This window comes from Stenotrophomonas sp., assembly GCF_036662295.1.
Lineage (GTDB): Bacteria > Pseudomonadota > Gammaproteobacteria > Xanthomonadales > Xanthomonadaceae > Stenotrophomonas.
Genome location: NZ_JAVWXA010000016.1, coordinates 1 through 10,942 on the forward strand (window position 1 = coordinate 1; position 10,942 = coordinate 10,942).

Here is a 10,942-nt window from a genome sequence, read left to right on the forward strand (position 1 = left end):
TCGGCGGTCGTTCGGGAACCGACCCTACCGGCGATCGAATCGTTGCGGCCGGGCGGGGCGTTCATGCCGGGGTCGGTGCCGAGCGGTGGGCGGCACGGCCGATTGCACCCTCCGTGGTGGGGAGCCGGCCAGCGGCCGGCATTATGGATCGCACCATTCGTATTGGGGAGCCGGCCAGCGGCCGGCACTACCGGTTGCCGGCTATTTGTTGCGGTCGAGTACCAGCAGCGGGTCGATCCGGGTGTCGAACCAGTTCATGCCCCAATGCAGGTGCGGGCCGGTGGCGCGCCCGGTGGCGCCGACCGCGGCGATCACCTGGCCCTGTTCCACCCGGTCGCCCACCTTCACGTCGATGCGCGACAGGTGCAGGAAGTTCGAGCTGATCCCGTAGCCGTGATCCAGCAGCAGGGTGCCGCCGGTCAGGTACAGGTCCGGGCCGGCGAAGGTGACCACGCCGGCGGCGGGCGCCTTGACCGGGGTGCCGGTGGGCACGGCGATATCCATGCCCGAATGGCCCGAGCCGGGTTGGCCGTTATAGACGCGCGCATTGCCGAAACGCCCGCTGATGCGGCCCTGCACCGGCCAGATGAAGGCCTGGGCGAAGTCGGCACGGTCGTCGTCGCGGGCGCGCGCGGCGGTGACCTGGGCCTGCTCGCGCTTGATCCGTTCGGCGATCGCGGCCGGCGGGTTGACCGTCTTGGGCGGCACGCCATTGACGCGTTCGGTCGGCCAGTCCCGCGGGGTCACCGCGATGGCCACCGTTTCGCTGCCGCCGTCGGGGCGCTGCACCTGGACCTGCAGCGGGCCTTTCTCGTCGCGGCCGATGCCGAACACCACGCTGCCATAGCCGCTCACCCGCAACGTGCGGCCCGCGTAGCGCACCGTGCTGCCGGCCGGCACCTTGCCGATCACCATGGCGCCCTGCGAGGCGCTGGCCGGAAACACGACCCGGCTGTCGGCCTGGGCGCGTGCCGGGGCGGGCAGCAATGCCGCCGCGCCCGCACCACCCGCCGCCAGCAGGGCCAGGCCCAGCAACGATGCCCGCATCAGCGGTCGAAGCTCATGCGCTGGCCGTTCGGCGCGCCCACCAGCTTCTCCCCGTCCCAGGCCAGCTCGCCGTTGACCCAGGTCGAGGCGATGCGTGAGCGGAAGGTCATGCCCTCGAACGGGGACCAGCCGCACTTGGACAGCACGTCCTCGCGCTTGACCGTGAACGGCACGTCTTCCACCAGCACCAGGTCGGCGAAGTAGCCTTCGCGCAGGTAGCCGCGCTGGCTTACATCGAACAGCTGGGCCGGGGCGTGGGCGAACTTCTGCACCACCTGGGTGATCGGCAGCTTGCCTTCGTGTACCAGCTCCAGCGCGGCCACCAGCGCGTACTGCACCAGCGGCAGGCCCGACGGCGCCTGCGGGTAGGGCTTCTGCTTCTCTTCCCAGGTGTGCGGGGCGTGGTCGGTGGCCAGCACGTCGATCACGTCCTCGGCCACGGCGCGGGTGAGCGCCTCGCGGTCGCTGGCTTCCTTGATGGCCGGGTTGCACTTGATCAGGTTGCCCAGCCGCGCGTAATCGCTGCGGTCGAAGCGCAGGAAGTGGATGCAGGTTTCCGCGGTGATCTGCTTGCGGCTGCCGTCGGCGCGGATCAGCGGGCCCCGCTCGAACAGCTTGAGCTCGTCGGCCGTGGAGATGTGCAGCACGTGCAGGCGGGTGCCGTGCTTCTTGGCCAGCGACACCGCCAGCTCGGAGGATTTCAGGCAGGCCTCGCGCGAGCGGATGTCCGGATGCTGCTCGGCACTGAGGGCATCGCCGTACTTCTCGGCGTACTCCCTGGCCTTGGCATCGATCATCGGGGTGTCTTCGCAATGGGTGATGATCGGGGTGGGGGCGTCGCGGAAGATCGCGTCCAGGGTCTCGGGGTTGTCCACCAGCATGTTGCCGGTGGAGGCGCCCATGAACACCTTGATGCCCGGGGCGGTCTTGGGGTCCAGGGATTGGATGTGGGCCAGGTTGTCGTTGCTGGCGCCCATGTAGAAGCCGTAGTTGGCGCGCGCGCGGCCGGCTGCGGCGTCGTATTTGGCCTGCAGGATCTCGGCATTGAGCGTGGGCGGGTTGGTGTTGGGCATGTCCATGAAGCTGGTCAGCCCGCCGGCCACGGCCGCGGCCGATTCGGTGGCGATGTCGCCCTTGTGGGTCAGGCCCGGCTCGCGGAAGTGGACCTGGTCGTCGATCATGCCCGGCAGCAGCCAGCGGCCGGCGGCATCGACCACGGTCTCGCCGGGGCGAGCCTCCAGGCCGGTGCCGATCTGGGCGATGCGGCCGTTCTCGATGCGCAGGTCACCTTCTGTGACAGTGCCTTCGTTGACCAGGCGGGCGTTGACGATGAGCGTGGAGGACATTTCAGTGTTTTCCTGTGCAGCGGCAGGTGGGGGGCGGCGCGGTGCGCGGCGGCACCTCGTCGATGCCACCGGGATGGAAGGGATGGCAACGGCCCAGGCGGCGCGCGGCGAGCCAGCTGCCGCGCGCGGGCCCATGCGTGGCGATGGCTTGCATGGCGTATTCAGAACAGCTGGGCATGAAGCGGCAGCGCGGCCCCAGCAACGGGCTGATGAAGCGCTTGTAGAAGCGCAGCAGGGCGATGAGCAGGCGGGAGATCACCTGCCAATCTTAGAGCAGTTGGCATGAAGGCCGCATTTGTCGCAGGATGGGACGTTGGCCCCGTCCGCGCCCACGCGCGTGGCGGGCCGCCCCGGCCATGTGCCGGGTCAGGTACCGAACTGCGCAAGACGGTCCGCCCGTGTGGTGGATCGGCTGCACGCCCTGCGACTCCGGGGCTGAACGGAGTAGGCGGTGTGGTTGCTGCTGCTGGTCGGGTAGGCTATAAAGGCCCGCTTTCCCGGGCCCCGGGGAAACCAAGGAAGAGCGTTTCGTGGCTGCTAAAAAAACTGCAAAGAAGGCCGTCAAGGCCGCCAAGAAAACCGCCAAGCCTGTTGTCAAGAAGTTGGCGGCCAAGTCCGTTGCCAGGAAACCGGCCGCAACGCCGGCGGGCAAGCCTGCATCCAAACAACCGGCGGCCAGGACGGCACCCGTGAAAAAACCGGTCGCCAAGGCCCCGGCCAAGGCGGTCAAGAAAGCCGTCGCCAAGAAGCCGGTGGTCGCCAAGGCGCCGGTGAAGAAGGCCGTGCCGGCCAAGAAGGCGGCCGTGGTCAAGAAGGCGCCGGCCAAGAAGGCCGTGGCCAGCAAGGCCGCACCGTCCAAGCCGGTCGCCAAGGCGACGGTGAAGAAGGCCGCGCCCGCCAAGGCCGCACCGAAGACAACCGTGAAGCCGGCCGTTGCCAAGCCGGCATCCAAGCCTGCACCGGCAGGCAAGGTGGCGGCCAAGCAGCCGCCGGCCAAGCCGGTGAAGGCGGTCAAGACCGCCAGCAAGCCCGTGGCAACCAAGCCGGCCGCCGCGCCGGTGGCAGCACCCGTAGTGAAGTCCGCACCGAAGCCGGCATCGCCGGCGCCGGCCAAGTCTGTCCCGGCCAAGAGCGCGGCCAAACCTGTTACCCCGTCGGCGTCCGCGCCGGTGCCGGCAGCAGCGGCCCCCGCCTCCAAGGCCCCGCAAAACAAGAATCCCGTGCCCGTTTCGAAATCGCCTGCAAAAACCCCCGCCAAGTCCGAGTCCGCCCCCAAGCCCGTGTCGCGTCCGGTCGGCAAGGTCGCCGTTGCCGTGGCAGCGCGCTCGTCCGCCCCGGCGCCGCGCACCAAGGTGAAGGTCGTGGAATACAAGACTGACGAAGCCACCGGCCGTCCGATCCTGCCCGACGGCTACAAGCCGAGCGCGGAAGAGGAATACATGAGCCCGCTGCAGCTGGAGTATTTCCGCCAGCGCCTGCAGCACTGGCGCAATGATCTGGTCGAGGAATCCAAGCAGACCATCGCGAACCTGCAGGAAGAAGTGCGTGACATCGGCGACGAAGCCGAGCGCGCCACCCGCGAGACCGAGAACTCGCTGGAACTGCGTACCCGCGACCGCTACCGCAAGCTGATCGGCAAGATCAACAGCACGCTCAAGCGCCTGGAAGACGGTGACTACGGCTACTGCGTGGACACCGGCGAAGAGATCGGCCTGGACCGCCTCGAAGCGCGTCTGACCGCCGAACGCACCATCGACGCCCAGGAGCGTTGGGAGCACCTGCAGAAGCAGCAGGGCGACTGAGTCCTGCTGGTCGAGCACCATTGAAAAGCCCGGCTTCGGCCGGGCTTTTTGTTGCGCAGGTGGACAGTTGCCGACCCGCGGTCGGCACTACCTGGTCGCGCGAGCGGGGCGGTCGGCGCTACTGCAGGTCGCGCAGGTTGAGTCTGCGCAGGGTGGGGTTCTTCCACGCGGTGACGGCGGCCACGCTCAGTACCGCACAGCCGCCCAGCACCACGGCCGGGACCAGGCCGAGCAGCCGGGCCATGGTGCCGGCGTAGAAGGCGCCCAGCTCGTTGGAGGAGCTGATGAAGATGCCGTTGATCGAGGACACCCGCCCGCGCATGTCTTCCGGCGTGGCCAGCTGCAGGATCGTCGAGCGGATCACCACCGACACGCCGTCGAAGGCCCCGTAGAACAGCAGGATCACCGCCGACAGCCAGAAACTGTGCGACAGCCCGAAGCCGATCACGCACAGGCCGAACCCGCCCACCGCAAACAACAGCACCCGCCCGGCATTGCGCTGCAGCGGCCGGCGCGCCAGCCACAGGCCCACGCACACCGAGCCCAGTGCCGGTGCCGCGCGCAGCACGCCCAGGCCTTCCGGGCCGTGGTGCAGGATCTCGTGCAGGAAGGCCGGCAGCATCGCCACCACGCCGCCGAGCAGCACCGAGAACATGTCCAGTGCCATCGCCCCGACCATGATCCGGTTGCCCAGCACGAAGCGGCCGCCCTCGGCGATGCTCTTGAAGATCGGCGCGGCCGGCCCGGTGTGCACCGGCTCGGACACCCGCAGCGCGGCCAGGCAGCCCACTGCGACCAGTGCCACCGCGGCGGCCACCGCGTAGGCCACCCCGGTGCCGCCCCAGGCCACCAGCACGCCGCCCAACGCGGGCCCGGCGACCATGCCGGTCTGGAACATCACCGCGCCCAGCCCGGCCCCGCGCGCGTACTGCCCGCGCTCCAGCACCCGGGCGAACAGGGCGTTGTAGATCGGCGACAGGAACGCACGGACCATCCCGGTCATGGCGATGGCCGCATAGATCGGCCACACCCCGTGGAACGGCAGCCAGCCCCGGGCCACGGCGGTCAGCACCACGGCGGTAAGCACCAGCCCGCTGGCGGCCACCATGCCCAGCCGGCGGCGGGGCAGGTGGTCCACCAGGTAGCCGGCAAAGGGGGCCACGCAGAAGAACGGCAGCACCTCGGCCAGGCCGACCAGGCCCAGCGAGAACGGATTGCGGGTGACCTCGTAGATGTGCCAGCCCACCGTTACCGCCACCACCTGGTAGGACAGCATCGCGCAGATGCGATAGGCCAGCAGCAGCGAGAAGCCGGGGCGGGCCAGCAGCGTGAGCGCGCCCTCGGGGCGCTCGGCCGGGGCGTCGGTACTCACGCGCGGTCGGACTGGGACTGGGCGGTCTCGCGGATGAAGGCGAGCATCGCGGCCACGCCGTTGCTGCGCGTTGGCGAGAGATGGCGCGACAGGCCGATGTCCTGGATGTAGGTGGGCTCGGTGGCCAGGATCTCGGCGGCCGAACGGCCCGAGTAGACGCGCAGCGCCAGGTAGATCAGCCCGGAGACGATCGCCGAATCGCTGATGGCGTGGAAGCGCAGCTGCTGCGCGTTGCCTTCCGGCACGATCCACACCATCGACTGGCAGCCCAGCAGGCGGTGCTGCTCGGTCTTCCACGCGTCGGGGAAGGTGGGCAGCTTGCGGCCCAGGTCGATCAGGTACTGGTAGCGCTCGGACCAGTCGCCGAAGAAGGCGAACTCATCGGCAATGGCGGCCTGGGCCTCGGCGGCGGTGGGTTCGAGCGGGAACGGGGATGCGATGGTCATGGGGGACTCCAGGCCGGTGCGCGCCGTCCATGGTCTGGCCTTGCAGATGCGGGGGGAACACCCGGCCGTCCTTGGCCGGGTCTGTGTCGTGCGGTGCCCGGCCAGCGGCGGGGCGATGGCTCAGCGCCGGCGGACCCAGCGCACGCCCTGCGCGGTGTCTTCCAGCACGATGCCTTCGGCGGCGAGCTGGTCGCGCAGGGCATCGGCGCGGGCGAAGTCGCGGGCCTGCTTGGCCGCGGTGCGGGCATCGATCAGGGCCTGGATGCGCGCATCGTCCTCGGCATCGCCCGGCGCATTGCCGAACCACGCCGCCGGATCCTGCTGCAGCAGCCCCAGCGCCAGGCCGGCGCCCAGCAGCGCGGTCTTCCAGTGGGCCTGCTCGGCCGGGGCGGCCTTGCGCGCCTCGCCCGCGATGCGGGCCAGCTCGGCCAGCGCCTGCGGGGTGTTGAGGTCGTCATCCAGCGCGGCCTCGATCTCGGCCGGGATCACCGCCTGGGCCGGTACGTCGGCCAGGTCGCGCAGGGTGCCGTAGAGGCGGTCCAGGGTGCGCGTGGACTGCTCGATCAAGCCATCGGACCAGTCCAGCGGCTGCCGGTAGTGGGCCGAGAGCAGGGCGTAGCGCAGCGCTTCGGGCGCGTGTGCGCGGACCAGGTCGTGGACCCGCTCGATGTTGCCGATCGACTTGCTCATCTTGGCGCCGCCGAAGTTGAGCATGCCGTTGTGCAGCCAGAACCGGGCAAACGCCTGCCCGCCATGGGCGCACTCGCTCTGTGCGATTTCGTTCTCGTGGTGCGGGAACTGCAGGTCCACGCCGCCGGCATGGATGTCGATGGTCGGGCCCAGGTGGGCGGCGGCCATGGCCGAGCATTCGATGTGCCAGCCCGGACGACCACGGCCCCACGGCGATGCCCAGCCGGGGAGGTCGTCGCTGGAGGGCTTCCAGAGCACGAAATCCCCCGGCTCACGCTTGTAGGGGGCCACGTCCACGCGCGCGCCGGCCAGCATCTCGTCCGGATCGCGGCGCGAGAGCTTGCCGTAGCCATCGTAGGAGCCGACCGAGAACAGCACGTGGCCTTCGGCGGCGTAGGCATGCCCGGCCGCGATCAGCTGCTCGATCATCGTCACGATCTGCGGGATGTGGGCGGTGGCTTCCGGCTCGATGTCCGGCGGCACCACGCCCAGCGCGCCCATGTCTTCACGGTAGGCGGCGGCGAACCGGTCGGTGATGGCCGAGATCGGCAACTGCTGGTCGCGGGCGGCGGCGTTGATCTTGTCGTCCACGTCGGTGATGTTGCGCGCGTAGCGCAGCCCGCCGAAGCGCCGCCGCAGCAGGTCGGCCAGCACCCCGAACACCACCGGGCCACGGGCGTTGCCGATATGCACGTAGTTGTAGACCGTGGGGCCGCACACATACAGGGTCGGACAGGTCGGATCGAGCGGGATGAACGGTTCGAGCTGGCGTGTCAGGGTGTTGTGCAGGCGCAGGGTCATGGGGGCTGGCGTGGGCAGGGTAGGGGGCAAGCCCTCGATTTTAGATCACATCGGCCCCCAGCGCCGGGGCCGCCCGGCGGTCCGGCGGGTGACCCGGCTATGGGCAGAATCGTCGCGGAAGGGTAATGTTCAGCCCCTTGTGCCTGGCACTGCCTAAACTATCCGTCTTGTCCGCTAACCTGTTGCCAATGAAATCCGCTTCGTTGTTGACGCTGACCTGCCTGCTGGCCGGTGCCGCCTTCATGGCGTGCGCCCAGGACGGTGAGGTGCGTAACCGGGTGGTGATCGTGGAGAACGTCAAGTTCGACTACGCACAGGTGCTCAATGTCGAGCCGGTGTTCCAGACCCTGCGCGCCACCCGCACCGAAGAACATTGCGAACCGGTGTCCACGCGCACGCTTGCCCCGGTCAACGTGACCGGCGAGGAGCCGCAGGAAGACAAGGGCCGCTTCGGCCGCTTCATGGACTCGGTGCGCTCGATCTTCCGGCGTGAAGACGGCACCGAGGAACCGATGCCGGTGGCCGACGCCCCCGCCCCGGCAGCCAACAACGGCCCGCTGCTGACCCGCGAATGCCGGATCATCCCGGTCGGCCGCGAGTTCCGGCGGCCCATCGCCTATGACGTGGATTACGTCTACAAGGGCACCAAATACCGGTCGCGGCTGCCAGAAGACCCCGGTAACCGGCTCAAGATCCGCGTTTCGATCACCCCGTGGATGGGCGCCGAGCAGGGCGCGGCCGCCAATCCGTGATCCGGGCCGCACTCGGGCCGGCGCGTGCCGCCGGTCGGGGTCTTGCACCCACCCCCAGCGCATGCAAAGATGGGCGGCCATGAAACTCACCGACTTCCAGCACGACACCAGCGCCGCCCGCATGGCGACCGGCATGACGTCGCGTGCCCGCCGACCGGAACCCCACATTTTCGCTGGGTAACCGGAGCTTCGTGCTGTCTGTTCGGAAAACCCAGCCACTGCGCTGGGTTTTTTCGTTTTCGCGTCATGAAAAAGTTTCATCTGTACGTTTTTTGAACCCTGACACCTTGCCGCAAAGGATCGATCGATGTCCCTGAAGCACTTCCTGAACACGCAGGACTGGAGCCGCACCGACCTGGATGCCCTGCTGACCCAGGCCGCGCTGTTCAAGCGCAACAAGCTGGGCGATGAGCTCAAGGGCAAATCGATTGCCCTGGTGTTCTTCAATCCGTCCATGCGCACCCGCACCAGCTTCGAACTGGGCGCCTTTCAGCTGGGCGGCCACGCGATCGTGCTGCAGCCGGGCAAGGATGCATGGCCGATCGAGTTCAACCTGGGCACGGTGATGGACGGGGACACCGAGGAGCACATCGCCGAAGTGGCCCGCGTGCTGGGCCGCTACGTGGACCTGATCGGCGTGCGCGCCTTCCCCAAGTTCATCGACTGGACCAAGGACCGCGAGGACGAGGTGCTCAAGAGCTTCGCCCGGTACTCGCCGGTGCCGGTGATCAACATGGAAACCATCACCCACCCGTGCCAGGAACTGGCCCACGTGATGGCGCTGCAGGAACACTTCGGCACCCAGGACCTGCGCGGCAAGAAGTACGTGCTGACCTGGACCTACCACCCCAAGCCGCTCAACACCGCCGTGGCCAACTCGGCGCTGACCATCGCCACCCGCATGGGCATGGACGTGACCCTGCTGTGCCCGACCCCGGACTACGTCCTGGACGAGCGCTACATGGGCTGGGCCGAGCAGAACGTGGCCGAGAGCGGCGGGTCGCTGCAGGTCAGCCATGACATCGCCAGCGCCTACGCCGGCGCGGACGTGGTGTACGCCAAGAGCTGGGGCGCGCTGCCGTTCTTCGGCAACTGGGAACCGGAGAAGCCCATCCGCGACCAGTACAAGCACTTCATCGTGGACGAGGCCAAGATGGCGCTCACCAACAACGGCGTGTTCAGCCACTGCCTGCCGCTGCGCCGCAACGTGAAGGCCACCGACGGGGTGATGGACTCGGCGCAGTGCATCGCCATCAACGAGGCCGAGAACCGCCTGCATGTGCAGAAGGCGATCATGTCGGCATTGATCGGCCGCTGAGCCGACACGGGCATCGAACATTCCAGCCGACCAGCGGTCGGCACCACCGCATTCTTGTTTACCAATTGGACCTGACCCCCATGAGCAACAAAGACATCGTCCTGGCTTTCTCCGGTGGCCTCGACACCAGCTTCTGCGTGCCCTACCTGCAGGAGCGCGGCTACAACGTGCATACCGTGTTCGCCGATACCGGCGGCGTGGATGACGAAGAGCGGGATTTCATCGAGAAGCGCGCCGCCGAACTGGGTGTCACCAGCCACGTCACCGTCGATGGTGGCCCGGCGATCTGGAGTGGCTTCGTCAAGCCGTTCGTGTGGGCCGGCGAAGGCTACCAGGGCCAGTACCCGCTGCTGGTGTCCGACCGTTACCTGATCGTGGATGCCGCGCTCAAGCGCGCCGCCGAGCTGGGCACCAACATCATCGCCCACGGCTGCACCGGCATGGGCAACGACCAGGTCCGCTTCGACCTGGCCGTGAAGGCGCTGGGCGACTACCAGATCGTCGCGCCGATCCGCGAGATCCAGAAGGAGCACACCCAGACCCGCGCCTACGAGCAGAAGTACCTGGAGGAGCGTGGCTTCGGCGTGCGTGCCAAGCAGCAGGCCTACACCATCAACGAGAACCTGCTGGGCCTGACCATGTCCGGTGGCGAGATCGACCGCTGGGAAGCGCCGGGCGAGGGTGCCCGCGGCTGGTGCGCACCGCGCAGCGAATGGCCGGAGCAGGCACTGACGGTCACCCTGAAGTTCGTCGAAGGCGAGGCGGTGGAGCTGGACGGCAAGGCGCTGCCGGGTGAGCAGATCCTGGCCCAGCTCAACAAGTTGTTCGCCCCGTACGGCGTGGGCCGTGGCGTGTACACCGGCGACACCGTGATCGGGCTGAAGGGCCGCATCGTGTTCGAAGCCCCGGGCCTGGTCTCGCTGCTGGCCGCGCACCGCGCGCTGGAAGACGCCGTGCTGACCAAGCAGCAGAACCGCTTCAAGCCGGACGTGGCGCGCAAGTGGGTGGAGCTGGTGTACGAAGGCTTCTACCACGACCCGCTGAAGACCGACATCGAAGCCTTCCTGAAGTCCTCCCAGGCCAAGGTCAACGGTGAGGTGGTGCTGGAAACCCGCGGTGGGCGTGTGGATGCCGTGGCGGTGAAGTCGCCGCACCTGCTCAACACCAAGGGGGCCACCTATGCGCAGTCGGCCGACTGGGGCGTGGAAGAGGCCGAGGGCTTCATCAAGCTGTTCGGCATGAGCTCGACGGTGTACGCGCAGGTCAACCGCGGTTGACCTGCCCGGATGCAAGGTAGTGCCGGCCGCTGGCCGGCTCCTCGCAACACCGATGGAGGGTAGTGCCGGCCGCTGGCCGGCTCGTGGCACG

General features: G+C 68.4%; 10 protein-coding genes. 4 read left to right on the forward strand and 6 right to left on the reverse strand.

Translation table 11 applies throughout. The annotated features are described in order from the left end of the window. Window positions 1-201: 201 nt before the first annotated feature. From RSA25_RS04925 to yidD, 3 genes are read right to left on the reverse strand one after another with little or no spacing between them, the layout of a single operon-like run. On the reverse strand, window positions 202-1,047 hold the full coding sequence (locus tag RSA25_RS04925) for a peptidoglycan DD-metalloendopeptidase family protein (RefSeq protein WP_332807790.1): 846 nt from the start codon (window positions 1,045-1,047) through the stop codon (window positions 202-204). After that, window positions 1,047-2,393 carry a dihydroorotase gene (locus RSA25_RS04930; protein ID WP_332807791.1) on the reverse strand — a complete coding sequence of 449 codons (1,347 nt, stop codon included), beginning with the start codon at window positions 2,391-2,393 and terminating at the stop codon, window positions 1,047-1,049. Before RSA25_RS04930 ends, RSA25_RS04925 begins: the two co-directional genes overlap by 1 nt. 1 nt (window position 2,394) lies before the next feature. Then, window positions 2,395-2,652 (reverse strand): membrane protein insertion efficiency factor YidD, encoded by a 258-nt coding sequence (gene yidD / locus RSA25_RS04935; protein WP_332807792.1) that lies wholly within the window; start codon window positions 2,650-2,652, stop codon window positions 2,395-2,397. Window positions 2,653-2,923: 271 nt separating this feature from the next. Between yidD and dksA the strand changes: the two genes are divergently transcribed. Beyond that, complete coding sequence (gene dksA, locus RSA25_RS04940) at window positions 2,924-4,195, forward strand: RNA polymerase-binding protein DksA (protein WP_332807793.1); 1,272 nt, start codon at window positions 2,924-2,926, stop codon at window positions 4,193-4,195. A gap of 118 nt (window positions 4,196-4,313) precedes the next feature. Here the strand turns inward: dksA and RSA25_RS04945 are convergent, their stop codons facing one another. From RSA25_RS04945 to cysS, 3 genes are all read right to left on the reverse strand, one after another. Beyond that, the gene (locus RSA25_RS04945) at window positions 4,314-5,567 is read right to left on the reverse strand and encodes an MFS transporter (RefSeq protein WP_332807794.1); all 1,254 of its coding nucleotides are present in this window, start codon (window positions 5,565-5,567) and stop codon (window positions 4,314-4,316) included. Next, window positions 5,564-6,013, reverse strand: a complete 450-nt coding sequence (locus tag RSA25_RS04950; RefSeq protein WP_332807795.1) for a SufE family protein — start codon at window positions 6,011-6,013, stop codon at window positions 5,564-5,566. The genes RSA25_RS04945 and RSA25_RS04950 overlap by 4 nt, the downstream gene beginning before the upstream one ends. A gap of 120 nt (window positions 6,014-6,133) precedes the next feature. Continuing rightward, window positions 6,134-7,504 (reverse strand): cysteine--tRNA ligase, encoded by a 1,371-nt coding sequence (gene cysS, locus RSA25_RS04955; RefSeq protein WP_332807796.1) that lies wholly within the window; start codon window positions 7,502-7,504, stop codon window positions 6,134-6,136. A gap of 188 nt (window positions 7,505-7,692) precedes the next feature. Between cysS and RSA25_RS04960 the strand changes: the two genes are divergently transcribed. The 3 genes from RSA25_RS04960 (at window position 7,693) to RSA25_RS04970 (ending at window position 10,851) form a co-directional block, all read left to right on the forward strand. After that, window positions 7,693-8,256, forward strand: a complete 564-nt coding sequence (locus RSA25_RS04960; RefSeq protein ID WP_332807797.1) for a hypothetical protein — start codon at window positions 7,693-7,695, stop codon at window positions 8,254-8,256. 307 nt (window positions 8,257-8,563) lie between these two features. Further along, window positions 8,564-9,574 (forward strand): N-acetylornithine carbamoyltransferase, encoded by a 1,011-nt coding sequence (locus RSA25_RS04965; protein ID WP_332807798.1) that lies wholly within the window; start codon window positions 8,564-8,566, stop codon window positions 9,572-9,574. A gap of 80 nt (window positions 9,575-9,654) precedes the next feature. After that, window positions 9,655-10,851: an argininosuccinate synthase gene (locus tag RSA25_RS04970; RefSeq protein WP_332807799.1), complete on the forward strand. Its 1,197-nt coding sequence runs from the start codon at window positions 9,655-9,657 to the stop codon at window positions 10,849-10,851. Window positions 10,852-10,942: the final 91 nt, after the last annotated feature.